Origin of the sequence: Pantoea deleyi (assembly GCF_022647325.1) — a bacterium.
Classification (GTDB): Bacteria; Pseudomonadota; Gammaproteobacteria; order Enterobacterales; family Enterobacteriaceae; genus Pantoea; species Pantoea deleyi.
Genome location: NZ_CP071405.1, coordinates 3,833,098 through 3,856,534, shown reverse-complemented (window position 1 = coordinate 3,856,534; position 23,437 = coordinate 3,833,098). Strand labels below are relative to the sequence as shown.

General features: G+C 58.6%; 22 protein-coding genes. 16 read left to right on the top strand and 6 right to left on the bottom strand.

What is annotated here, in order from left to right; translation table 11 throughout:
- Positions 1 to 9: 9 nt before the first annotated feature.
- A complete protein-coding gene (rhtB, locus tag J1C59_RS18090) occupies positions 10 to 633 on the bottom strand; it encodes a homoserine/homoserine lactone efflux protein (protein ID WP_128085400.1) in 624 nt (207 codons plus the stop codon).
- 112 nt (positions 634 to 745) lie between these two features.
- Here rhtB and pldB point away from each other — a divergent pair, with 112 nt between their 5' ends.
- Complete coding sequence (gene pldB / locus J1C59_RS18085) at positions 746 to 1,738, top strand: lysophospholipase L2 (protein WP_128085399.1); 993 nt, start codon at positions 746 to 748, stop codon at positions 1,736 to 1,738.
- Positions 1,739 to 1,790: 52 nt separating this feature from the next.
- Positions 1,791 to 2,591, top strand: a complete 801-nt coding sequence (gene yigL, locus J1C59_RS18080; protein ID WP_128085398.1) for a sugar/pyridoxal phosphate phosphatase YigL — start codon at positions 1,791 to 1,793, stop codon at positions 2,589 to 2,591.
- Between the two features lie 49 nt (positions 2,592 to 2,640).
- Here yigL and glpT read toward each other — a convergent pair whose 3' ends face one another.
- Entirely contained in the window at positions 2,641 to 3,981 is a 1,341-nt protein-coding gene (gene glpT / locus J1C59_RS18075) for a glycerol-3-phosphate transporter (protein WP_128085397.1), read from the bottom strand.
- 374 nt (positions 3,982 to 4,355) lie between these two features.
- On the opposite strand from glpT, the gene J1C59_RS18070 reads away from it, so the two are divergent.
- Complete coding sequence (locus J1C59_RS18070) at positions 4,356 to 5,216, top strand: carboxylate/amino acid/amine transporter (RefSeq protein ID WP_128085396.1); 861 nt, start codon at positions 4,356 to 4,358, stop codon at positions 5,214 to 5,216.
- Between the two features lie 624 nt (positions 5,217 to 5,840).
- Here the strand turns inward: J1C59_RS18070 and J1C59_RS18065 are convergent.
- Together J1C59_RS18065 and metR are read right to left on the bottom strand one after the other, a co-directional pair.
- Complete coding sequence (locus J1C59_RS18065; RefSeq protein WP_128085395.1) at positions 5,841 to 6,320, bottom strand: YehS family protein; 480 nt, start codon at positions 6,318 to 6,320, stop codon at positions 5,841 to 5,843.
- 83 nt (positions 6,321 to 6,403) lie between these two features.
- Entirely contained in the window at positions 6,404 to 7,330 is a 927-nt protein-coding gene (gene metR, locus J1C59_RS18060; RefSeq protein WP_140917365.1) for an HTH-type transcriptional regulator MetR, read from the bottom strand.
- A gap of 144 nt (positions 7,331 to 7,474) precedes the next feature.
- On the opposite strand from metR, the gene metE reads away from it, so the two are divergent.
- The gene (gene metE / locus J1C59_RS18055; RefSeq protein ID WP_128085394.1) at positions 7,475 to 9,745 is read left to right on the top strand and encodes a 5-methyltetrahydropteroyltriglutamate--homocysteine S-methyltransferase; all 2,271 of its coding nucleotides are present in this window, start codon (positions 7,475 to 7,477) and stop codon (positions 9,743 to 9,745) included.
- Between the two features lie 48 nt (positions 9,746 to 9,793).
- Here the strand turns inward: metE and J1C59_RS18050 are convergent, their stop codons facing one another.
- Positions 9,794 to 10,627: a dienelactone hydrolase family protein gene (locus J1C59_RS18050; protein WP_128085393.1), complete on the bottom strand. Its 834-nt coding sequence runs from the start codon at positions 10,625 to 10,627 to the stop codon at positions 9,794 to 9,796.
- A 303-nt stretch (positions 10,628 to 10,930) separates the two neighbouring features.
- Here J1C59_RS18050 and udp point away from each other — a divergent pair, with 303 nt between their 5' ends.
- From udp to tatD, 10 genes are all read left to right on the top strand, one after another.
- Positions 10,931 to 11,692, top strand: a complete 762-nt coding sequence (gene udp / locus J1C59_RS18045; RefSeq protein WP_140917366.1) for a uridine phosphorylase — start codon at positions 10,931 to 10,933, stop codon at positions 11,690 to 11,692.
- Between the two features lie 88 nt (positions 11,693 to 11,780).
- Positions 11,781 to 13,049 (top strand): tetratricopeptide repeat protein, encoded by a 1,269-nt coding sequence (locus tag J1C59_RS18040; RefSeq protein ID WP_128085392.1) that lies wholly within the window; start codon positions 11,781 to 11,783, stop codon positions 13,047 to 13,049.
- Positions 13,050 to 13,133: 84 nt separating this feature from the next.
- On the top strand, positions 13,134 to 14,633 hold the full coding sequence (rmuC, locus tag J1C59_RS18035) for a DNA recombination protein RmuC (protein WP_128085391.1): 1,500 nt from the start codon (positions 13,134 to 13,136) through the stop codon (positions 14,631 to 14,633).
- A gap of 75 nt (positions 14,634 to 14,708) precedes the next feature.
- Positions 14,709 to 15,467: a bifunctional demethylmenaquinone methyltransferase/2-methoxy-6-polyprenyl-1,4-benzoquinol methylase UbiE gene (gene ubiE, locus J1C59_RS18030; protein ID WP_008926452.1), complete on the top strand. Its 759-nt coding sequence runs from the start codon at positions 14,709 to 14,711 to the stop codon at positions 15,465 to 15,467.
- 11 nt (positions 15,468 to 15,478) lie between these two features.
- A complete protein-coding gene (gene ubiJ / locus J1C59_RS18025) occupies positions 15,479 to 16,084 on the top strand; it encodes a ubiquinone biosynthesis protein UbiJ (RefSeq protein WP_128085390.1) in 606 nt (201 codons plus the stop codon).
- Positions 16,081 to 17,718, top strand: coding sequence for a ubiquinone biosynthesis regulatory protein kinase UbiB (ubiB, locus tag J1C59_RS18020; RefSeq protein ID WP_111139747.1), 1,638 nt, complete (start codon positions 16,081 to 16,083; stop codon positions 17,716 to 17,718). Before ubiJ ends, ubiB begins: the two co-directional genes overlap by 4 nt.
- Positions 17,719 to 17,827: 109 nt before the next feature.
- On the top strand, positions 17,828 to 18,082 hold the full coding sequence (gene tatA, locus J1C59_RS18015) for a Sec-independent protein translocase subunit TatA (protein ID WP_111139746.1): 255 nt from the start codon (positions 17,828 to 17,830) through the stop codon (positions 18,080 to 18,082).
- 3 nt (positions 18,083 to 18,085) lie between these two features.
- A complete protein-coding gene (gene tatB / locus J1C59_RS18010) occupies positions 18,086 to 18,751 on the top strand; it encodes a Sec-independent protein translocase protein TatB (protein ID WP_140917367.1) in 666 nt (221 codons plus the stop codon).
- The gene (tatC, locus tag J1C59_RS18005) at positions 18,751 to 19,509 is read left to right on the top strand and encodes a Sec-independent protein translocase subunit TatC (protein ID WP_128086368.1); all 759 of its coding nucleotides are present in this window, start codon (positions 18,751 to 18,753) and stop codon (positions 19,507 to 19,509) included. The genes tatB and tatC overlap by 1 nt, the downstream gene beginning before the upstream one ends.
- 90 nt (positions 19,510 to 19,599) lie before the next feature.
- A complete protein-coding gene (gene tatD / locus J1C59_RS18000; protein WP_128086369.1) occupies positions 19,600 to 20,382 on the top strand; it encodes a 3'-5' ssDNA/RNA exonuclease TatD in 783 nt (260 codons plus the stop codon).
- Here tatD and rfaH read toward each other — a convergent pair.
- Positions 20,379 to 20,867 (bottom strand): transcription/translation regulatory transformer protein RfaH, encoded by a 489-nt coding sequence (rfaH, locus tag J1C59_RS17995; protein WP_128086370.1) that lies wholly within the window; start codon positions 20,865 to 20,867, stop codon positions 20,379 to 20,381. The genes tatD and rfaH overlap by 4 nt on opposite strands.
- A 269-nt stretch (positions 20,868 to 21,136) precedes the next feature.
- Between rfaH and ubiD the strand changes: the two genes are divergently transcribed.
- Both ubiD and fre read left to right on the top strand, forming a co-directional pair.
- Complete coding sequence (gene ubiD / locus J1C59_RS17990; RefSeq protein ID WP_111139741.1) at positions 21,137 to 22,621, top strand: 4-hydroxy-3-polyprenylbenzoate decarboxylase; 1,485 nt, start codon at positions 21,137 to 21,139, stop codon at positions 22,619 to 22,621.
- 41 nt (positions 22,622 to 22,662) lie between these two features.
- Positions 22,663 to 23,364, top strand: coding sequence for an NAD(P)H-flavin reductase (gene fre / locus J1C59_RS17985; protein WP_128086371.1), 702 nt, complete (start codon positions 22,663 to 22,665; stop codon positions 23,362 to 23,364).
- The last annotated feature ends 73 nt before the right edge of the window (positions 23,365 to 23,437 follow it).

Here is a 23,437-nt window from a genome sequence, read left to right as displayed (position 1 = left end):
GCGCGGCACTCAGGCGATCTTTCTGGCACTGGCGAGCAGTGCGCCCACCGCCATAAACAGTCCGCCAAAAATACGGTTCATTAACTTCATCTGGCGGGGGCCTTTAATCCAGCCGGCAATCCGCGTCGCCAGCGTGGCGTAGCCAATCATCACGATGATATCCACCACCACGGTCGTCACGCCCAGCACCAGATACTGCATAAAGAGCGGCTGATGCGGCTGGATAAACTGCGGAAAAAGCGCGGCGAGAAACACGATGCTTTTCGGGTTGGTCAGGTTAACCAGCACGGCGCGTTTGAACAGACGACGACGCGGCATCGCTCTGGCGACGGCATCCAGATCGATCCCGCCTGCGGAGCGCCACTGCTGGATACCCAGCCAGACCAGATAGGCCGCACCGGCCCACTTCAAAATTTCAAACGCCAGCAGCGACTGAGAAAACAGCGCGCCCAGCCCGATACCCACCAGCATGATATGCAGCGCCAGTCCGACCTGCAGGCCAGAGATCGACGCCACCGTGCCGCGGTAGCCGTGGCTGATCCCGGTACTCATGGTGTTAATGGCACCGGAACCCGGCGACAGGCTGAGGATTGTGGTGGTAAGCAGATAGGTCAGCCACCATTCGATGGTCATGGGTCAGGCTCTCATTAGTAGCGGAATTGTGACACAATACGCCAGAATTAAGCGCGGCGCTACGGCCTGCACCAGGCATTCAGGACCCGGTATCCGGTCAACAGGAGGGCGAATGGATCAACATAAAGCCAGCTGGCTGAGACGGGAAAAAGCCTTTGCGGCCTTCGCCACCGGGCCGCTGCTCGACTTCTGGCACCGCCGTGAAGAGTGTGAATTCATCGGCGTCGGCAATCTGACGCTGCGCTATGTGCGTTTCACATCATCGCAACATCAGCGTGTGATCCTGATTGTGCCGGGACGCATCGAGAGCTACATAAAATATCCTGAGCTGGCCTACGATCTGTTCCACTGCGGGTTTGACGTGATCATCCTGGATCATCGCGGTCAGGGACGATCCGATCGCCTGCTGGAAGATACCCATCGCGGCCATGTGGCGGAATTTACCCACTACGTCGACGATCTGGAAACGCTCTATCTGAAAGAGATCGTCAGCGGTCACTATCAGCAGCGTTACGCGCTGGCGCACTCTATGGGTGGGGCGATCCTGACACTGTTTCTGGCGCGTCAGCCACAGGCCTTTCATGCGGTGGCGCTGGTGGCGCCGATGTTTGGCATCGCGTTACCGTTGCCCTCCTTTCTGGCCCACCGGATCCTGGACTGGGCGGAGAAGCGACCGGCCGTGCGCGATGGCTATGCGCTGGGCACCGGACGCTGGCGCGCCCACCCGTTTGGCATCAATCGGTTGACGCACAGCGCCGAGCGTTACCGGCGCAATCTGCGTTTTTATGCGGACGACCCGGCGCTTCGCATGGGCGGACCGACCTACCATTGGGTGCGTGAAGGCATCCATGCGGGTCGCAACATCCTCAGCCAGGTTGATAAGATCACCACGCCGCTGCTGCTGCTGCAGGCCAGCGATGACCGGGTGGTCGACAATCGTTCGCAGGATCTGTTCTGTGCCGCCATGGCCGCGGCGGGCCATCCGTGTGAAGGCAACACGCCACGGGTGATCGACGGTGCGCGTCACGAGATCCTGTTTGAAAAAGATGAGATGCGTGCCGAAGCACTCAATGCAGTGGTCGACTTTTTTTCATCGCATCACTGACGTTATTTATCCGACCGGTTAACACCGGCTGAATCAGCTATCCGAGGTTTTCATGTATCACATCGTTGCATCCGATCTGGATGGCACGCTGCTCTCTCCCGAACATCGCCTGACCCCTTTTGCGCGTGAAACGCTGCAGCAGCTGGTCGCGAAACAGATTCACTTTATTTTCGCCACCGGTCGTCACCATATTGATGTGGGCCAGATGCGCGACAGCCTGGCGATTCCGGCCTATATGATCACCTCAAACGGCGCGCGCGTGCACAATGCCCAGGGTGAGCTGGTGTTCAGCCACAATCTGGATGAGGATATCGCCAGCGATCTGTTTGGCCTGCAATATCACCACCGCGACATCCTGACGCACGTCTACCGCGACGATGAGTGGTTTGTCAGCCGTTCCAGCCCGGCTGAGCAGGACTATTTCCGCGAGTCGGTGTTTAATTATCAGGTCTATGAGCCGGGTCTGCTGCCCACCGATAACATCAGCAAGGTCTTTTTCACCTGTGAAAATCCTGAGCATCTGATCCCGATGGAGCAGGCTATTGAGGCGCGCTGGGGCGACCGGGTGAATGTCAGTTTCTCGCTGCCGACCTGTCTGGAAGTGATGGCGGGCGGCGTATCGAAGGGCCATGCGCTGGAAGCGGTCGCGAAACAGCTGGGCCACTCGCTGGAAAATTGTATCGCCTTTGGCGATGGCATGAATGACGTGGAGATGCTGAGCATGGCCGGAAAGGGCTATATCATGCAGAACGCGCATCAGCGGCTGAAAGATACGTTGCCGGAGCTGGATGTGATTGGTTCCAATGCCGATGACGCGGTGCCGCAGACGCTGCGCACGCTCTATCTGGCTTAAGCCATCCGCATAAAAAAGGGCCGGTTATCCGGCCCTTTTTTTATTGCCTTCAGGCAGGGCTCTTTTTGTGCCGGTGTTCGCTGACCATGGTCAGCAGCAGCAGGACCACCGCCAGCACGCAGCCGGCAATCATCACCATAAAGCCGCCGTCCCAGCCGAAGTAGTCGACGGTATAGCCCACGATGGCGCTGGCGGCGACAGAGCCGCCCAGGTAGCCGAACAGGCCGGTAAAGCCTGCCGCCGTTCCCGCGGCTTTTTTCGGTGCCAGCTCCAGCGCGTGCAGACCAATCAGCATTACCGGGCCGTAGATCAGGAAGCCGATCACGATCATGCAGGTCATATCGACCCCGGGGTTGCCCGCCGGATTGAGCCAGTAGATCACGGTCGCAATAGTCACCAGCGTCATAAAGAAGACCCCGGTCGCGCCACGGTTGCCGCGGAAGACTTTATCCGACATCCAGCCGCAGAGCAGCGTCCCAGGAATCCCCGCATATTCATACAGGAAGTAGGCCCACGAGGACTTATCCAGCGTGAAGTGTTTCACCTCGCGCAGATAGGTCGGCGACCAGTCCAGGATGCCGTATCGCAGCAGATAGACAAACACGTTGGCCAGCGCGATGTACCACAGCAGCTTATTCGGCAGCACATATTTCATGAAGATCTGTTTGGCCGTCAGCTCCTCTTCGTGGCTGGCGTCATAGTCGGGTGGATAGTCGTTTTTGTACGCCTCAATCGGGGGCAGACCGCAGGATTGCGGGGTATCGCGCATCAGCGCAAAGGCCAGAATCGCAATCGCAATGGCACCGAAGGCTGGCATATAGAGTGCCGCTTTCCAGTCGTTGAACCACGCCATCCCGAGCAGGAACAGCAGCGGCGGAATACCGCCGCCCACGTTATGCGCACAGTTCCAGACCGAGACGATTCTGCCGCGCTCCTTCTGCGACCACCAGTGCACCATGGTGCGTCCGCAGGGCGGCCAGCCCATGCCCTGGAACCAGCCACAGATAAACAGCAGCACGAACATCACCATGATGCTGGAGGTGGCCCAGGGAACGAACCCCATGATCAGCATCACGGCGGCGGCCAGAATCAGACCGGCCGGTAAAAAGACGCGCGGATTCGAGCGGTCAGAGACGGATCCCATGATGAACTTAGAAAAGCCGTAGGCAATGGAAATGCCCGACAAGGCAAAGCCCAGGTCACCACGTGAAAAACCCTGCTCAACCAGATAGGGCATGGCGAGAGCAAAGTTTTTCCTGACCAGATAGTAGGCCGCATAACCAAAAAAGATCCCGATGAAAATTTGCCAGCGCAGACGACGGTAGAGAGGATCGACGCGATCCTCTGCCACCTGCGGCTGACGTGGTGCAGGTTTAAAAATACTCAGCATCAGTGAAGCCCTCCAGGGCACATTATGGTTTTAATTCCCAGCAGGTTGGGGCAGGACGTGGACAGAACGAAATGGACAAAAGATGTTCCATTTCGCGCAAAGAATAGTGTTAGTTGCGCAACGTTACTGTGATGGATGACACATTTGTTACAGTTTTATTACAGATGAGAGCGAAAGTGATCACGAGATGGATCATTTCGCGCATTTTGTCTGGCTGAAAACCGATTCCGGCGACAGTTATGTCAGGACGTGTAAATAGCCGCAGAAAGGGCTGTTCCGGTCGCCTGGTTTATAACCGGATGTCAACCAGATTTTGCAGCCTCGCGGCGACACATTGTTTACACTGACGGCCTGTTAATTTCGGGATTGTTACCGTGTTCTTACTGATCATTACCACTATTCTGTGGGCCTTTTCGTTCAGCCTGATTGGTGAATACCTCGCCGGTCAGGTGGACAGCTGGTTCTCTGTGCTGATGCGACTGGCGCTCGCTGCGCTGGTGTTTTTACCCTTTCTGCGCTGGCGCGGCTATCGGCCGTCAACGCTGCTGCTATACATGCTGGTGGGGATGCTGCAGCTGGGCGTGATGTACCTGCTGAGTTTCGAAGCCTATCTCTACCTCAGCGTGTCGGAGTTCCTGCTGTTTACGGTGATGACGCCGCTCTATGTGACGCTGATTTATGACCTGATCAGTCGTCGTCCCCTGCGTATCGGCTATATCTTCAGTGCGCTGCTGGCGGTGGCCGGGGCGGCGATTATCCGCTATGACAAAGTCAGCGATCATTTCTGGTTTGGTCTGCTGCTCGTGCAGCTCGCCAACATCTGCTTCGCGGCGGGAATGGTGGGGTATAAGCGTCTGCAGGAGACCCGGCCTATGCCGCAGCACACCGCCTTCTCCTGGTTTTATCTGGGCGCGGTCGCGATCGCGGTGATCGCCTGGTCAGCCTGGGGGAATCCGCAGAAATTGCCGACCACCTCGCTGCAGTGGGGCATCCTGGTCTGGCTGGGGGTGGCGGCGTCCGGTCTTGGCTATTTTATGTGGAACTACGGGGCAACGCAGGTCGATGCCGGCACGCTGGGCATCATGAACAACATGCACGTTCCCGCCGGGTTGCTGGTCAATCTGGCTATCTGGCAGGAGAAACCGCACTGGCCGAGCTTTATCGCGGGCGCGCTGGTGATCGTCGCCTCGCTGTGGGTGCATAAGCGCTGGGTAGTCGGGCGGCGCGATCGATAAACCGGTGAATGTATCTGCACCGATGCTGAACCGGCGGGCTGATGCCGGTTCAGCCTTCCGGACTGACGTAGTCGCCTCGTAAAGGATCGCCATCTTTTTTCGTCGTCCGGGCTATCCTGGCCCGGACACTTCGCCGTTCAGGCGCGTTACCCCTGAAGCGTTAACGACTTCTTCGTGCTTATTGGTACAGGCAGAAGAGTGGGCGATAGCCATGAAGTAAATGGGGTTAATTGCCTGTAGAACTAGTCAGTCTGGCTGCAAGGGATTGGTGTCTTGCTTAATCCCCCTCAGAAACTGAATACTATCCGCCAGCCCAGGCTCACACTACAGGTTAGTCATCGATCGAGAGCGTACCAACAGGAACCAGAACCGTTATACGCCAGGCTCCTGATGACTATTGCCTCAGACAATCAGAGCGCATACCGGGTGTGCTGATCAACAAAGCGCTAAGCAGAAAAACGTTTGCCACCATGTTCAAACCTGAATGTTTGAACACGGTCACGTGCTGGCCCGCGAGGGAGAAAACCTCGCGAATAAGGTAAACAAACCGACGGTGAAGGCATTGGAATGGATGGATCTCCAGCTCAGGGCATAGCCCGCTCTTTCCGACCGTATGGCACGGGATCAGGCAGGCTTTTCGCTCTTAGGGCGCTGAATCATTGCCAGCCCTTTCAGGAAGTTACGCAGGATCTGATCGCCGCATTCGCGGTAGTTTTTATGGTCAGGCTTGCGGAAAATCGCGCCGACTTCGGCCTGCGAAACCGTAAAGTTCGCACGCTTCAGCACCTCAGGAATGTCGGTGGTTTTCAGATCGAAAGCGATGCGCAGCTTCTTCATGAAGATGTTGTTGGTCATTTTGCGCTCGATGGATGGCGCAGGCGCATCTTCACTTTTGCCGCGACGATAGAAGATCAGACCATTCAGGAAATACCCCATCAGCACGTCGGGGCAGGGGCGAAACGCGGCATCGTCATCTTTTTTCAGCCATGCCTGAATATCTGTCTGCGGCACGTCGCACTCTGCCAGCGCAAAAATCTCCACCATTTTCGCATCGCTCAGGTTAAGCATGTAGCGCACGCTGCGCAGAATATCGTTGTTAGTCATGGTGAAATCTTCTCATGGTCGGTCAACAGGCTGCGCATTATAGGGGATTTTGCCCGCGCCCGCGCAGGTTTGTGCCGATCGGCTTAACGCTGCAGCACGGCACCCGGTCGCGCGGCATCGCGCACAAAGGGCAGATGCTCACAGGCGTGCTGGCGGGCAAAGCGGATAAAGGCTTCCAGCACCGGCTGGCGCTGTTCGCCGTCGCGCACTGCGGCATAGAGGCGGCTCCAGAGACCCTCGCCCAGCGTACGGGTCACGACCAGCCCCTGCTTCTCAAAGCTCTCGACTACCCAGTGCGGCAGCGCGGCAATGCCCATGCGCGCGGAGACCATCTGAATCATCAGCAACGTGTTATCCACATTTTTCAGCGCCGGGCTGACGCCAGCGGGCTGCAGAAAGTGACGCCAGATATCAAGACGCTGACGCTGGACCGGATAGATCATCAGGACTTCATCGGCCAAATCTTCCGGCGAGATCTGCTCCAGCTGCGCCAGCGGATGATCCGTCGCCAGCACCAGTCGCACCTCAAAATCAAACATCGGCGAGTAGAACAGACCCGAACGCGCCAGAATATCGGAGGTCAGCACCACATCCAGCTCACCCTGTTGCAGCGCGGGCTGAGGATCAAACGTCACGCCCGATTTGAAATCCATCACCACCTGCGGCCAGCTCTGACGGAATTTATCCAGCGCCGGGGTCAGCCACTGAATGCAGCTATGGCATTCGATAGCGACCCGCAGCGTGGTCTGATGCGGCTCGTCGCAGGCCTGGAGTGCCTGCTGGATTTGCGGCAGCACCTGCTCCGCCAGTTGCAGCAGGATATCGCCCTGCGGGGTAAAACGCAGTGGCTGACTTTTACGCACAAACAGGCGGAATCCCAGACGCTGCTCCAGATCGCTGAACTGGTGAGACAACGCCGATTGCGTCTGATGGAGCTGGGCCGCTGCCGCAGCCAGCGATCCCGTATTGCGCAGAGCCTGAAGCGTCCGCAGGTGCTTGAGTTCGATCATGAGTGTCCTTCACATCGAAAATGAACATATTGCGCTTGTGCAACATACAGTACCCGCAGAGTATAGCAGTGTAAACATCTGGACGGCTAAACATCTTTGACTGCCCGGTTAAAGCACCGTGAACCTTTATCTGGAGACTGGCACATGACTATCCTCAATCATACCCTCGGTTTTCCCCGTATTGGCCTGCATCGTGAACTGAAAAAAGCCCTGGAGCGTTACTGGGCGGGCGACAGCACCCAGGCGGCGCTTCTGGCGACGGGACGCGAGCTGCGCGCTCGTCACTGGCAGCAACAGAAAGAAGCTGGCGTCGATCTGCTGCCGGTGGGGGATTTCGCCTGGTATGATCATGTGCTGACCACCAGCCTGATGCTGGGCAATGTGCCTGAACGCCATCAGAACCCGGCGGGCACGATTGACCTCGACACGCTGTTCCGCCTGGGCCGGGGGCGCGCCCCCGCCGGCGAACCTGCGGCAGCGGCCGAAATGACCAAATGGTTTAACACTAACTATCACTATCTGGTGCCGGAATTCAGCCGGGATCAGACCTTTAAGCTGAGCTGGACCCAGTTGCTGGATGAGGTGGATGAGGCGCTGGCGCTGGGGCATAACATCAAGCCGGTGCTGCTGGGCCCGGTGACCTATCTGTGGCTGGGCAAGGTCAAAGGCGCGCCGTTTGAACGCCTCTCGCTGCTGAGGGCGATCCTGCCCGTCTATCAGCAGGTGCTGGCGGAACTGGCAAAGCGTGGCATTGAGTGGGTCCAGATGGATGAACCCGCCCTGGCCCTTGAGCTGCCGCAGGCATGGCGCGACGCCTTTCAACCGGCATATGACGCCCTGCAGGGTCACTGCAGACTGCTGCTGACCACCTATTTTGACCGCATCGGGCAGAACCTTGAGGTGATCCGCAGGCTGCCGGTGCAGGGGCTGCATGTCGATCTGGTTCATGGGGATGACGATATTGAGCACCTGCATCAGCAATTGCCCGCCAGCTGGCTGTTGTCGCTTGGCGTCATCAACGGACGCAACGTCTGGCGCACCGATCTGAGCCGCTGGTTTGATCGCCTGCAACCGCTGGCCGCCCGGCGTCCGTTGCTCTGGATCGGCTCCTCCTGCTCTCTGCTGCACAGCCCGATCGACCTCAGCACTGAAACGCATCTGGATGAGGAGGTCAGAAGCTGGCTGGCCTTTGCGCTGCAGAAGTGTGGTGAGCTGTCGCTGCTGAGTCAGGCCCTGAACCGCAACGATGCGGCATCGCTGGACGCCTGGAGCGCGCCGATTCGCGCCCGCGCCCACTCCCGTCGCGTGCATAATGCGGTGGTGGCGCAGCGTCTGCAGGCCATTACACCCGAACAGAGTGCCCGCCAGAGCGCCTGGCCGGTACGGAGTCGCCTGCAGCATCAGCGACTGAGCCTGCCCGCCTGGCCCACCACGACCATCGGCTCTTTTCCGCAGACCACGGAGATTCGCCGCCTGCGCCTCGACTTTAAGCAGGGGCGGCTCGACAGCCGCCATTATCGCACCGGTATCGCGGAGCATATCAGGCAGGCGATTCGCGAACAGGAGCGGCTGGGGCTGGATGTGCTGGTGCACGGTGAAGCGGAACGTAACGATATGGTGGAGTACTTTGGCGAGCATCTGGAGGGCTTTGCCTTTACCCGCAATGGCTGGGTGCAGAGCTACGGTTCGCGCTGCGTGAAGCCGCCCGTCATCATCGGCGATGTCTATCGTCCGGCGCCGATTACCGTCGACTGGGCCCGTTATGCGCAGTCGCTGACGGACAGACCGGTCAAAGGCATGCTGACCGGCCCGGTAACGATCCTCTGCTGGTCATTTCCGCGTGAAGATGTGCCACGGGAAACCCTCGCGAAACAGATCGCGCTGGCGCTGCGGGATGAGGTGGCGGATCTGCAGGAGGCGGGTATCGGCATTATCCAGATTGATGAGCCGGCCCTGCGGGAGGGGCTGCCGCTGCATCACTCGGCCTGGGCCGGTTATCTGAACTGGGCGGTGGAGGCTTTCCGGCTGACGGCGGGCGTGGCGCGGGACGAGACCCAGATTCACACCCATATGTGTTACTGCGAATTCAGCGACATCATGGCGGCAATCGCGGCGCTGGATGCGGATGTGATCACCATTGAAACCGCGCGCTCTGACATGGATCTGCTGGCGTCGTTTGAACACTTCGACTATCCCAATGAGATCGGCCCCGGCGTCTATGATATTCACTCGCCCAACGTCCCCAGCGTCGAAGGCATCGAAGCGTTGCTGCTGAAGGCGGCGAAGCGCATCCCGGAGGCGCGGCTGTGGGTAAACCCGGACTGTGGACTGAAAACGCGTGGCTGGACGGAAACGCGCCAGGCGCTGGCGAATATGGTGAGAGCGGCGAAGAAACTGCGTGGAGAGACGGCGTAGCCGAGGGTCTGACGGGGAAAAAAGGGCGCAGAAGCGCCCGTTTTTTATTTATCGTGAGGCGACGCCATACTGCCTGAACCAGGCCAGCATCCGCTGCCAGCCATCCTGGGCCGATTCCGCATGGTAGCTCGGCCGGTAGTCGGCGTTGAACGCGTGTCCCGCTTCGGGATAGACGATGATCTCGGCGGTGGCATTGGCGGCATGCAGCGCCTGACGCATCTGCTCGACGCTCTCCAGCGGGATCCCCTCATCCTGACCGCCATACAGGCCCAGCACCGGCGCATTGAGATCGACAGCAATATCAATCGGATGCTTCTGCTGCTTCAGGGTGCGCTCCCCGGTCAGTCGGCCATACCAGGCGACTGCGGCCCGCAGCTGGGGATTGTGCGCGGCATAGAGCCAGCTGATGCGGCCACCCCAGCAGAATCCGGTAATGCCCATGCGGCGGATGTCGCCGCCGTTGCGGGCTGCCCAGTTGGCGGCGTGGTCGAGATCGGAGAGCACCTGGCTGTCCGGCACTTTGCTGACCAGTTCGCTGAACAGCGTCGGGATATCGTGATACTCCGACGGATCGCCCTCGCGGAAATAGAGTTCAGGCGCGACAGCCAGATAGCCCTCCAGCGCCAGGCGGCGGCAGATGTCCCGGATATGTTCATGCACACCAAAGATCTCCTGCACCACCAGCACCACAGGCAGCGGGCCGTCTGCGCCCTGCGGTCTGGCGAAGTAGGCTGGCATGTTTTCGCCCTGGCTGGGCACTGAGGTTTCACCCGCCTGAATGGCCGGACTGTCGGTCATGATGGTGGTGGCGGCGGTGGGCTGCACGGCAGGGGCAAAGCCGTCCGTCGCCGGTTTTTGTGCCATATTATCACTGGGTTTCATTAGTCTCTCCGTGCAAGCATTTGCGCAATCAGGTAACTATAGCCTGGCGTTAAACTGCGCGCGCCAGGTGCCGGGCTACAGGATCAGCCGCGAATAAAATCCTCCCACTCTTTAGCATTGCGCTAACGCCGACACAGCCTTACTGCGCACAGTCGCGACCGGGAAGATGTATTTGTGTGACGATAGTCTCAATCTGTGGTCTGAAAAATGTAACTTTCATTTTCTTAAGTGAAAGCTGTCACATATTTATCCGGCGTGCTGACGTAAAGTGGCGCGATACTTTCCCTTAACAGGAGTCTGAAAATGACACAGTCTGACGTTTTCCATCTGGGCCTGACCAAAGCCGACCTGCAGGGCGCTACCCTGGCGATTGTGCCAGGCGATCCGGAGCGCGTGAAGAAGATTGCCGGACTGATGGAAGATGCCACGCATCTCGCCTCACACCGTGAATTTACCTCCTGGCTGGCAAAGCTGGATGGTAAGCCTGTCGTCGTCTGCTCAACCGGCATCGGTGGCCCATCCACCTCGATTGCGGTCGAAGAGCTGGCGCAGCTTGGCGTGCGCACCTTCCTGCGCGTTGGCACCACCGGTGCGATCCAGCCCTATATCAACGTCGGCGATGTGCTGGTGACCACGGCGTCGGTTCGCCTGGATGGCGCCAGCCTGCACTTCGCACCGATGGAGTTCCCGGCAGTGGCCGATTTCAGCTGCACCACCGCCCTGGTCGCGGCCGCAGAAGCCTGTGGCGCGAAGACCCACATCGGTATCACCGCCTCGTCTGATACCTTCTATCCGGGCCAGGAGCGCTACGACACCGTTTCAGGCCGCGTGGTCAGTCGCTTCAGGGGATCGATGAAGGAGTGGCAGGAGATGGGCGTACTCAACTATGAGATGGAATCCGCTACACTGTTAACCATGTGCGCCAGCCAGGGTCTGCGAGCCGGCATGGTGGCGGGCGTGATTGTGAACCGTACGCAGAAAGAGATCCCGGATGCGGTCACGATGAAGCAGACAGAAAGTGACGCAGTGAAGATTGTGGTCGAAGCGGCGCGTCGCTTGCTGTAACGGTCGCGTCAGGCAGCAGGTTTTCCGGACTCAGAACCTGCTGCTGGTCATTAACGGCGCGTAACATCAGTTAAACCTGAGGATGTTTATGCGCCATACCTCTCCTGTCCGCCGTCCTGCCCTTGGTCTCAATCCCGCCGCTCTCAATGCGCGGCTGGAACGCAGTGCCGAACGTTTCCGCGCCGCCATGCAACAGGGCGACTATGCGCTGGCCGCCCGCTGCTGTGAAGAGGTGCTGCGGTCAATGCCAAATCAGATGCAGGTGCTGAGCGACTATGCTCTCTGCCTGCTGCGTCTGGGCCAGCACGCGAAAGCGTACAAAATCTATCAGAAGATCCTTCAGTCGCCGCCTGCGGTGCAGGCCACCGCCTCCGACACCTGGCTGGATGGCTTAACCGAGGTGTGCGGCTGGCTCAACAGACGCGAAGAGATGGCGCAGTATGGGCTGGCCTCGCTGATGCGCTCGGATGCGCGTTTCAGTCAGGGACAGCGTGTGGCCTTTCCGGCCGCGCAGCCCGAACCCGCCGATCTCAGTCGGCCAGAGCAGAACGTTATCGCCTTCTCTCTGTATGGCGATCAGCCTCGCTACTGTGAAACCCTGATTAAAAACGTGGAGGTGGCACCGGCGCTCTATCCCGGCTGGTCCTGCCGTATCTATCTGGATGACAGCGTGCCGCAGCATGTCTGGCAGCGTCTGGATCAGCCGCATGTCAGGCTGATCGATATGTCGCACGAGAAAACGCTCTATCCGACCCTGTGGCGTTTTCTGGTGCTCGACGATCCACAGGTAAAGCGCTTTATCGTGCGCGATGCCGACTCGCTGCTCTCGGAGCGCGAAGCGGCTGCGGTTAACGCCTGGCTCGCCTCGCCTTACTGGTTCCACCATATGCGTGACTACTTCTCTCATACCGAACTGCTGCTGGCGGGCATGTGGGGCGGCTGTCACGGCGTCTTCCGGCATGTGGCGCAGGCGATGCGCGATTTCATCGCGCAGTATCAGGGGAGCCAGCGCTTTACCGACCAGTATTTCCTGAAGGTGGCGTTATGGCCGACGGTGCGGGAAAGTCTCCTGAGCCACGATGAACTCTTCCATTTCCACCAGGCCCGGCCCTGGCCTGACCATGCGCCCGTGCGCTGGCAGACGCCCCATTTTCATGTGGGCAGCAATGCCGGGTTTGCCAGTATGCGCGGAAAATCGGCGGCGGCGGATGGCAGCCGCCAGCGCGTGGCGATCACCGCTGGCGAGACGACCTGGGACTATCTGGCGCCGGTCAGCAAGGGCGAGTGGCAGCTGCCCATGCCCTTTTTTCTGATCGAGGAGTGGCAGGCGGGCAGGCTGCGGGTCGCGGCCCTCTAAGGCGCTGAATCCCGGCAAAATTATCTGGACATTCATACAGTGCGACTCTACCTTTTCCCTCAGCAGCCTGAGTCGGGGGAAATCATGGATCAGCACATCATCATCAGCGCCTGTCTGGCGCTTGCCGGGGCAGGGATCGGCTGGATGCTGGCACAGTTACGTGCCGGTCATCTGGTCGCCCGTTTTCAGACCGAGCGCCGTCTGCTGGAAGAGGCGCAACAGCGTCAGCAGCAGCAGGTCGATCAGCTTCAGCAGCAGGCGCAGCAGCGGGAGCAGGAGCTGCGTCAGCTTCACGGCGCGCTGAGCGGTGCCACCGAACGGCTGCAGCAGCTTGATTACTGGCGTAACGAAAGCGAACAGCTTAATCGCGAACTGCGCAATCAGCTGGAGGTGAACAGCGCCCAGGAAGCGGAGCTGCGCGAAGTGACCATCCGTCTGGAAGAGACCCGCTACGCCGCAGAAGAGAAACAGCGTCTGCTGACCAACAGCGAACAGCGTCTCAGCGCCCAGTTTGAAAACCTCGCCAACCGTATTTTCGAAAACAGCGGCCGTCGCGTTGATGAACAGAACCGTCAGAGCCTGAACGGGCTGATCGGCCCGCTGCGTGAGCAGCTGGATGGTTTCCGCCGGCAGGTGCATGAGAGCTTTGGTGCAGAAGCACGCGAACGGCATACCCTGACCCATGAAATCCGCCAGCTGCAGCAGCTGAATGCGCAGATGGCGCAGGAGGCGCTCAACCTGACGAAAGCGCTGAAGGGCGACAATAAAATTCAGGGGAACTGGGGGGAAGTGGTGCTGAGCCGGGTGCTGGAAGCCTCCGGGCTGCGGGAAGGCTACGAATATGAAACGCAGGTCAGCATCCAGTCTGAGCAGCAGGGCAGGATGCAGCCGGATGTGATTGTGCGTCTGCCGCAGGGCAAAGATGTGGTGGTGGACGCCAAGATGACGCTGGTGGCCTATGAACGCTATTTCAACGCAGAGGATGAGATCGCCCGTGAGCAGGCGATCCAGGAGCATGTGAGTGCCATGCGTGCGCACATCCGCCTGCTGAGCCGGAAAGATTATCAGCAGTTGCCTGGCTTGCGGTCGCTGGATTATGTGCTGATGTTTATTCCGGTGGAGCCCGCCTTTCTGCTGGCGATCGATCGGCAGCCTGAACTGATTAGCGAGGCGCTGCAGCAGAACATTATGCTGGTCAGCCCCACCACGCTGCTGGTGGCGCTGCGCACCATCAATAATCTGTGGCGCTATGAGCACCAGAGCCGCAATGCCCAGCGGATAGCCGATCGGGCAGCGCGGCTCTACGACAAGATGCGGCTCTTCGTGGATGATATGAGCGGGATTGGCCATAGCCTGGATAAAGCCCAGAACAGCTATCGCGAGGCGATGAAAAAGCTGGCAGAAGGGCGCGGTAACCTGATCGCGCAGAGCGAGGGGTTCCGGGCGCTGGGCGTGGAGATCAAACGCCCCATCAACCCGCAATTAGCCGAACGCGCCATGCCAGAAAACCGGCTGGAAGAGGAGGCCGATGAGGAGAGGGAAGGGGAGGAGAGTGAGTCGCGTGTGAGACGCCTCCACGAATAGTATGGGCGCAACGTGCCTGACTTCCGTGACTCTGATACACTTCGGGAAGTATTGTTTGTGGAGCAGGTAAAACCGATGGCAGATGAATCACAGCAGGAAACCACCCATTTTGGCTTTCAGACGGTCGCCAAAAGCGAAAAAGCGGACAAAGTCGCGGACGTTTTTCATTCCGTAGCCGCAAAATATGACCTGATGAACGATTTGATGTCGTTTGGCGTCCATCGCATCTGGAAGCGTTTTACCATTGACAGTAGCGGCGTACGTCGCGGTCAGCGCGTGCTGGACCTGGCGGGCGGAACCGGCGATCTGACGGCAAAATTCTCGCGTCTGGTCGGCGAAACGGGTCAGGTTGTTCTGGCCGATATCAACAGCTCCATGCTGAAGATGGGCCGCGAAAAGCTGCGCAATCAGGGCGTGGTTGGCAACGTAAGTTACGTGCAGGCCAACGCAGAAGCGCTGCCTTTCCCCGATAACTATTTCGACTGCATCACCATCTCCTTTGGCCTGCGCAACGTCACGGAAAAAGAGAAGGCGCTGGCCTCAATGTTCCGTGTCCTTAAGCCAGGCGGACGTCTGCTGGTGCTGGAGTTCTCTAAGCCCGTGCTGGATCCGCTGAGCAAGGCGTATGACGCCTACTCGTTCCACATTCTGCCGCGTATCGGGCAGCTGGTGGCGCAGGATGCAGAGAGCTACCGCTATCTGGCCGAATCGATCCGCATGCATCCCGATCAGGAGACCCTGAAAGCGATGATGAACGATGTCGGCTTTGAAAATACCACTTACTCCAATATGACCGGCGGCATCGTGGCGCTGCATCGTGGATTTAAGTTCTGAGTGAGATGGTAATGAACCTGACGCCCTTGATTACCGCAGGTCTGGAAACGGCGCTGAACCGTATTCTTTATCGCGATCGCGGCCTGAAATCAGCGCGGCAACGCCTGAACGGCCGCGTGCTGACGCTGCGCCTGGAAGAGTTCTCTCATCCGCTGGTGCTGGTGTTCAGTGAACAGCAACTCGATGTGCTGGCAGACTGGCAGGATCGCAGCGACTGCACGGTGATCACGTCGCTGAAAACCCTGCCGAAGCTGCGCGATCGCCAGCAGCTGACGCCGCTGATCCGCAGCGGTGAGCTGCAGGTCGACGGCGATCTGCAGGTCGTGCAGCAGTTCTCTGCGCTGCTGGATCTGGCTGAGCTGGATCCGGCGGAATATCTGGCGCCCTGGGTCGGCGATATCGCTGCGCAGGGTATCAGTCAGCGCGCACAACAGGCTTTACGCTTTTTCAAAGGTGAAGTGCAGCGTCGCCAGGACTATCTTGGACAGGCCATCACGGAAGAGTGGCGTGTTGCGCCTGGCTCACTGGAGTTAGCCTGGTTCTCTGAGGAGGTCGACGCGATGGAACGTTCGCTTGAGGCGCTTGATGCGCGTCTGGCGCAGCTGGAGGCAAAATGAGTTTTGGAGAGATCCGCCGCTTATATCTGATCATGAAGGTTTTTCTGACCTATGGCCTTGATGAACTGATCCCTCAGACCCGCCTCACTTTCCTGTTCCGCCTGTGGCGGCGCTCTGTTTTCTGGATCCCGAACCTGCATCAGCATGAACCGGTCGGTGCCCGCATGCGCATGGCGATGGAGCAGCTGGGGCCGGTCTGGATCAAGTTTGGCCAGATGCTGTCGACCCGCCGGGATCTCTTCCCGCCGCTGATCGCCGATCAGCTCGCCATTCTGCAGGACCGCGTCGCACCCTTTGATGGCGTCAAAGCGAAAGCGCAGATTGAAGCCTCTATGGGCGCGCCGATTGAGACCTGGTTCGACGATTTTGACATCAAACCGCTGGCGTCAGCCTCTATCGCGCAGGTCCACACCGCCACACTGAAATCGAACGGCAAGGCCGTGGTGATCAAAGTGATCCGCCCCGACATTCTGCCGGTGATTAAAGCGGACATGAAGCTGATCTACCGTCTGGCTCGCTGGGTACCGCGTCTGCTGCCGGATGGCCGCCGTCTGCGTCCGGTCGAGGTAGTGCGCGACTACGAAAAAACCCTGCTGGATGAGCTGAACCTGCTGCGTGAAGCCGCCAACGCGATTCAGCTGCGCCGGAATTTCGAAGACAGCCGCATGCTCTATGTGCCGGAAGTCTATTCCGACTACTGCAGCGAAACCATGATGGTGATGGAGCGCATCTATGGGATCCCGATTTCCGATGTGGCGACGCTGGAGCGGCATGGTGTGAACATGAAGCTGCTGGCGGAACGTGGCGTGCAGGTCTTCTTCACCCAGGTCTTCCGCGACAGTTTCTTCCATGCCGACATGCATCCGGGCAACATCTTTGTCAGCTATGAACATCCTGAAGATCCGCAATATATCGGTATCGACTGCGGGATTGTCGGGTCGCTGAACAAGGAAGATAAGCGCTATCTGGCGGAAAACTTCATCGCCTTCTTCAACCGCGACTATCGCAAGGTGGCGGAGCTGCATGTGGATTCCGGCTGGGTGCCGCCCGATACCAACGTGGAAGATTTCGAATTTGCGATTCGCACCGTCTGCGAACCGATTTTTGAAAAGCCGCTGGCTGAAATCTCCTTCGGGCATGTGCTGCTGAACCTGTTTAACACGGCCCGCCGCTTCAATATGGAAGTGCAGCCGCAGCTGGTGCTGCTGCAGAAAACGCTGCTCTACGTGGAAGGGATTGGTCGTCAGCTCTATCCGCAGCTTGACCTCTGGAAGACGGCGAAGCCGTTCCTGGAAGAGTGGATTAAGGATCAGGTGGGTCTCTCCGCGCTGGTGCGGGCGGTTAAAGAGAAAGCGCCATTCTGGGCTGAAAAGTTGCCCGAGCTGCCCGAACTTTTTTACGACAGCATGCGTCAGCACAAACTTCTGCGTCACAGCGTCGATAAATTAGTGGGCGACCTGAACGTGCAGCGCGTCCGTCATCATCAGGCGCGTTACCTGTTTGGCGTCGGGGCCACCCTGCTGTTAAGCGGAACGGCGGTTCTGCTCGCCAGGCCGGACTGGGACTTCTTTCCGGCGGTGCTGATGGCGGCGGGAATCGTCTCCTGGGTTATCGGCTGGCGTAAGACAAACTGATTGTCACGTCCGGCAAAAAAAAGGTAATGTCGCTGGTTCAGGCCCGGTTAAAAAGGGCTCGCTGTGGTGCATTACCTCATCATTTTCACAGAACATCAGAGGCTATCTCATGGGCGGTATCAGTATCTGGCAATTATTAATCATTGCCGTGATTGTTGTACTTCTGTTCGGTACCAATAAGTTACGTAATCTGGGGTCAGATTTAGGTTCGTCGATTCGTGGTTTCAAAAAAGCCATGAGCGATGAGGATGACAAAAAGGATCAACCGAAAGATCAGGATGCTGACTTCGCGGCGAAAACGCTGGCGGACAAACAGCCCACGTCGGCTAACAAAGAAGAAGCCAAGAACGACAAGCAGGTGTAAACCGTGTTCGATATTGGTTTTAGTGAACTGGTTTTGGTGTTCGTTATCGGGCTGATTGTTCTCGGCCCGCAACGTTTACCGGTTGCGGTGAAAACCGTGGTCGGCTGGATCCGGGCGATTCGTTCGCTGGCAGCCAATGTACAACATGAACTGGCGCAGGAGCTGAAACTGCAGGAGCTGCAGGACAGCCTGAAAAAGGTGGAAGAGGCGAGCCGCGGCACACTCTCCCCTGAGCTGAAAGAGTCGATGGAAGAGCTGCGTAAAACCGCGGATTCAATGAAGCGCTCGGTCAGCCAGAGCATCGACATTGAAAAAGAGGAAGACGAGGCTAACACCATCCATTCTGCCCGGCACACCGTCGCGCCACAGCCGGCTTCCGAGCCTGCGGCGACTCCGGCAACGACAGAACAGCAGGCCAGCGCTCCGGCGCAGGCACCCGCTGCGGTCTCCGCCGATCCGGCTGTGCACACCCCGGCTGCCGCGTCCGGTGCGGCCAGCGCTCCGGCGCAGGCACCGGCTGCGGGCTCCGCCGATCCGGCTGTACGCGCCCCGGCTGCCGCTTCCGGTGTCGCCAGCGCCCCCGCGCAGGCACCCACGGGCGAGGTGACCAGAAACGCCGATTCCGGGCGGCCTGCCGCACCCTCCTCTTCTGCAAGTGATGAACGATAATGGCCGTTGAAGATACCCAACCGCTCATCAGCCATCTGATTGAGCTGCGTAAGCGATTACTGAACTGCATCATCGCCGTCTTAGCCATTTTTCTGGTGCTGGTTTTCTTCGCCAACGACATCTACCAGCTGATTGCGGCCCCGTTAATCAGCCAGATGCCGGTCGGCTCCAGCATGATTGCGACCGATGTGGCTTCGCCTTTTTTCACCCCGATTAAGCTGACCATCATCGTGTCGGTGTTTCTTGCAGTGCCGGTGATCCTCTATCAGGTCTGGGCTTTCGTCGCCCCGGCGCTATACCGGCATGAACGCCGGCTGGTGATGCCGCTGCTGTTTTCCAGCACCTTCCTGTTCTACTTCGGCGTAGCCTTTGCCTATTTCGTGGTCTTCCCGCTGGCATTCGGCTTCTTCACCAAGACCGCGCCGATTGGCGTCACCGTCGCGACCGATATCGCCAAGTATCTCGATTTTGTCATGACGCTGTTTATGGCCTTTGGTGTGGCGTTTGAGGTGCCGGTGGCGATCGTGCTGCTCTGCTGGACCGGCATTACCAGCCCGGAAGATCTGAAAAAGAAACGTCCCTATATTCTGGTAGGCGCGTTTGTGGTCGGGATGCTGCTCACACCACCGGATGTTTTTTCCCAAACTTTGCTCGCTATTCCGATGTACTGCCTGTTTGAAGTCGGCGTATTCTTTTCCCGTTACTACGTGGGTAAAGGCCGCCGCTTGCAGGATGAGGACGAGAACACCGACTCCTGACGCTGACAGTCTTACCCGCCCTGGCGGGAAGCTATCGCTGCAAACCGCCCTGATGGGCGGTTTTTTGTTTTATAAACTATGGGAAAAATTATGTTTGATATCGGTGTAAACCTGACCAGCACGCAATTCGCCGCCGATCGGCAAAAGGTGGTTAAACGCGCGCGTGATGCGGGCGTCACCGGCATGCTGATTACCGGCACCAATGCGCTGGAGAGCCAGCAGGCGCAGCGGCTGGCTGAAGATCAACCGGGTTTCTGCTGGTCCACCGCGGGCGTTCACCCGCATCACGCCAGCGAGTGGTCGGCGGAGATCGCCAGTACCCTGCGTCGTCTGGCTGAAAAACCGGAAGTGGTGGCTATCGGTGAGTGCGGGCTCGATTTCAACCGCAACCTCTCCGCTCATGAGCAGCAGGAGTATGCGTTTGACGCGCAGCTGGCGCTGGCGGCAGAACTCAATATGCCGGTGTTCCTGCACTGTCGCGAAGCCCATGCGCGTTTCGCCGCGGTCCTGGCACCCTGGCTGCCAAAACTGCCGGGCGCAGTGATCCACTGCTTTACCGGCACGCGCGATGAGCTGGAAGCCTGTCTGGCGATGGGCTTATCGGTAGGGATTACGGGCTGGGTATGCGATGAACGACGCGGGCTGGAGCTGCGCGAGCTGCTGCCACTGATTCCGGCCGATCGTCTGCTGCTGGAGACGGATGCGCCCTATCTGCTGCCGCGCGATATGCGCCCGCGTCCGACCTCGCGCCGCAACGAGCCCTGCTTTTTACCGCATATTGTGAATCAGGTGGCGACATGGCGTGGCGAACATGCTGAGGCGCTGGCGGCCCGCGTCGATCAAAATGCGCGGACGCTGTTCAGACTGGCTTAAACCTTGCGGAACTGCTTGTTATCGACGCTGCGCATCACCTGCTTGTTCAGCAGATTGAGCAACAGAATAGAGCGCGTTTCACCATCCGGTTCGGCAAAGATGGCGCGCAGCCCCTCAAATGTGCCTTCGGTGATCACCACTTCATCGCCGCTTTGAGGGGTTTCCGGATCGAGCAGGATTTGCGGAACGTCGGTTTCCAGCGCTTCAATCACGGCCGACGGCACCGTGGCGGGCGTGGTGCCGAAGCGCACAAAGTGGCTGACGCCGCGCGTGCTGCTGATCGTCGTCGTGTGAATCGCTTCCGGATCGAACTCGATGAACAGGTAATTAGGAAACAGAGGCTCACTCACGGTGGTGCGTTTACCGCGCACGATCTTTTCCAGAGCGATCATCGGGCTCAGGCAATGCACTTCCTGCCGCTCCAGATGCTCCTTCGCGCGTAATAGCTGTCCACGTTTGCAATAGAGTAAGTACCAGGATTCCATAACTGCTCCCATCGAATGGACGCTAAGAATAGCAAACCTGCTGCCAGAGTTATAGCGCAGGGGCAGCGTAAAGCGTCCCCTGGTGAAAATAAACTGAGACTTTTCTTAACCTGCCGGATCGCGGCAGAAAGGGCGACGGAAAATTGACGTCAGCCACCGCGCTGTATCAGACTCGATAACCATCACGGCGGCTGTCGTATAAACCTCAGCATATCCGCCTAATCAGACCTATAATGGCCGATTCACTCTGGCCGGAAAGTTAAAGCCGCATGAAATATCACGATTTAAGAGACTTTCTCGCGCTGCTCGAACAGCGCGGTGAGCTAAAGCGCATTACCCAGTCGATCGATCCCGAACTGGAGATGACCGAAATTGCCGACCGCACCCTGCGCGCCGGTGGCCCCGCTCTGCTGTTTGAAAACCCGAAAGGGTATGACATGCCGGTGCTGTGCAACCTGTTTGGCACGCCAAAGCGCGTGGCCATGGGCATGGGTCAGGAGGATGTCAGCGCCCTGCGTGAAGTGGGTAAGCTGCTGGCCTTCCTGAAAGAGCCGGAGCCGCCAAGAGGCTTCCGCGATCTGTTCGACAAGATGCCGCAGTTTAAGCAGGTGCTGAATATGCCGACCAAACGGCTGCGTAATGCGCCCTGTCAGGAGGTGGTGTTCAGCGGCGATGAGGTCGATCTGACGCGCATCCCGGTGATGCGGTGCTGGCCGGGCGATGCGGCTCCGCTGATTACCTGGGGCCTGACCGTGACACGCGGACCGCACAAAGAGCGGCAGAACCTCGGCATCTATCGCCAGCAGGTGATTGGCAAAAACCGGCTGATTATGCGCTGGCTGTCGCACCGTGGTGGCGCGCTGGATTATCTGGAGTGGACGAAGGCGCATCCGGGCGAGCGTTTTCCGGTGTCAGTGGCGCTGGGTGCCGATCCGGCCACTATCCTCGGTGCCGTAACGCCGGTGCCGGATACCCTGTCGGAATATGCCTTTGCCGGCCTGCTGCGCGGTAACAAAACCGAAGTGGTGAAGTGCCTGTCGAACAACCTCGAAGTGCCCGCCAGCGCGGAGATCGTGCTCGAAGGGTATATCGAAGCGGGCGATATGGCCCCTGAAGGCCCTTACGGCGACCACACCGGCTACTACAATGAAGTGGATAGCTTCCCGGTCTTTACCGTCACGCATATTACACAGCGTCGTCAGGCCATCTATCACTCCACCTACACCGGCCGTCCGCCGGATGAGCCTGCGGTGCTGGGTGTGGCGCTGAACGAAGTGCTGGTGCCGATTCTGGTGAAGCAGTTCCCGGAGATCGTGGACTTCTATCTGCCGCCAGAAGGATGCTCTTACCGGCTGGCTGTCGTCACCATTAAAAAGCAGTACGCAGGACACGCCAAACGTGTCATGTTTGGCGTCTGGTCGTTTTTACGGCAGTTCATGTACACCAAATTTGTTATTGTGTGTGACGATGATGTTAATGCGCGTGACTGGAACGATGTGATCTGGGCGATTACGACGCGAATGGATCCGGCCCGCGATACGGTATTAGTGGAAAATACCCCGATCGATTATCTCGATTTCGCTTCACCTGTCTCCGGACTGGGGTCGAAGATGGGGATGGACGCAACCAATAAGTGGCCGGGTGAAACGCAGCGCGAATGGGGTACCCCCATCGTTAAAGATCCTGCGGTGACGGCGCGCATTGATGCTATCTGGGATGAGCTAGGTATTTTTGATCAGCCGCCACAGCGTTGATGGCGAGCACAACCATAAAGACGACCCGACAGAGGGAACGCATGACAACGTTAAGCTGTAAAGTAACTTCGGTTGAGGCGATTACCGACACGGTCTATCGCGTTCGCCTGATCCCCGAAGCGGAATTCACCTTTCGCGCGGGACAGTATCTGATGGTAGTGATGGATGAGCGTGACAAGCGTCCCTTCTCACTGGCCTCCACGCCGATGGAAAAAGAGATCATTGAGCTGCACATCGGTGCCTCCGATCTCAATCTCTACGCCATGGCGGTGATGGATCGGATCCGCAACGATCGTCAGATCACGGTAGATATCCCGCACGGCGATGCCTGGCTGCGCGAAGAGAGCCGCAAGCCGCTGATTCTGATCGCAGGCGGCACCGGCTTCTCCTATGCCCGCTCGATTCTGCTGACCGCGCTGGCGGAACAGCCTGAGCGCGATATCGCCATTTACTGGGGCGGACGTGAACTCAAGCACCTGTACGATCTGGACGAGCTGGATGCGCTGGCCGTGAAGCATCCCAACCTGAAGGTCATTCCGGTGGTCGAGCAGCCTGAAGCGGGCTGGCAGGGTCGTTCAGGTACGGTCCTGACGGCAGTGATGCAGGACTTCAGCACGCTGAGCGAGCATGAGATCTACATTGCCGGTCGTTTTGAGATGGCGAAAATCGCCCGCGATCGCTTCTGTGCCGAACGCGGCGCCGTGGAATCACAGATGTATGGCGATGCGTTTGCCTTTATCTGAGGCCCGGTAGCGGTCTGCCGCAGACAGAAAAAACCCGCCGGTAACGGCGGGTAAATCTGACAAAGTAAGACTC

Excerpts from the sequence above, each read along its gene's own strand:
- rhtB (WP_128085400.1), bottom strand. The coding sequence starts at position 633 with ATGACCATCGAATGGTGGCTGACCTATCTGCTTACCACCACAATCCTC.
- pldB (WP_128085399.1), top strand. The coding sequence starts at position 746 with ATGGATCAACATAAAGCCAGCTGGCTGAGACGGGAAAAAGCCTTTGCG.
- yigL (WP_128085398.1), top strand. The coding sequence starts at position 1,791 with ATGTATCACATCGTTGCATCCGATCTGGATGGCACGCTGCTCTCTCCC.
- glpT (WP_128085397.1), bottom strand. The coding sequence starts at position 3,981 with ATGCTGAGTATTTTTAAACCTGCACCACGTCAGCCGCAGGTGGCAGAG.
- J1C59_RS18065 (WP_128085395.1), bottom strand. The coding sequence starts at position 6,320 with ATGACTAACAACGATATTCTGCGCAGCGTGCGCTACATGCTTAACCTG.
- metR (WP_140917365.1), bottom strand. The coding sequence starts at position 7,330 with ATGATCGAACTCAAGCACCTGCGGACGCTTCAGGCTCTGCGCAATACG.
- metE (WP_128085394.1), top strand. The coding sequence starts at position 7,475 with ATGACTATCCTCAATCATACCCTCGGTTTTCCCCGTATTGGCCTGCAT.
- J1C59_RS18050 (WP_128085393.1), bottom strand. The coding sequence starts at position 10,627 with ATGAAACCCAGTGATAATATGGCACAAAAACCGGCGACGGACGGCTTT.
- udp (WP_140917366.1), top strand. The coding sequence starts at position 10,931 with ATGACACAGTCTGACGTTTTCCATCTGGGCCTGACCAAAGCCGACCTG.
- J1C59_RS18040 (WP_128085392.1), top strand. The coding sequence starts at position 11,781 with ATGCGCCATACCTCTCCTGTCCGCCGTCCTGCCCTTGGTCTCAATCCC.
- rmuC (WP_128085391.1), top strand. The coding sequence starts at position 13,134 with ATGGATCAGCACATCATCATCAGCGCCTGTCTGGCGCTTGCCGGGGCA.
- ubiE (WP_008926452.1), top strand. The coding sequence starts at position 14,709 with ATGGCAGATGAATCACAGCAGGAAACCACCCATTTTGGCTTTCAGACG.
- ubiJ (WP_128085390.1), top strand. The coding sequence starts at position 15,479 with ATGAACCTGACGCCCTTGATTACCGCAGGTCTGGAAACGGCGCTGAAC.
- ubiB (WP_111139747.1), top strand. The coding sequence starts at position 16,081 with ATGAGTTTTGGAGAGATCCGCCGCTTATATCTGATCATGAAGGTTTTT.
- tatA (WP_111139746.1), top strand. The coding sequence starts at position 17,828 with ATGGGCGGTATCAGTATCTGGCAATTATTAATCATTGCCGTGATTGTT.
- tatC (WP_128086368.1), top strand. The coding sequence starts at position 18,751 with ATGGCCGTTGAAGATACCCAACCGCTCATCAGCCATCTGATTGAGCTG.
- tatD (WP_128086369.1), top strand. The coding sequence starts at position 19,600 with ATGTTTGATATCGGTGTAAACCTGACCAGCACGCAATTCGCCGCCGAT.
- rfaH (WP_128086370.1), bottom strand. The coding sequence starts at position 20,867 with ATGGAATCCTGGTACTTACTCTATTGCAAACGTGGACAGCTATTACGC.
- ubiD (WP_111139741.1), top strand. The coding sequence starts at position 21,137 with ATGAAATATCACGATTTAAGAGACTTTCTCGCGCTGCTCGAACAGCGC.
- fre (WP_128086371.1), top strand. The coding sequence starts at position 22,663 with ATGACAACGTTAAGCTGTAAAGTAACTTCGGTTGAGGCGATTACCGAC.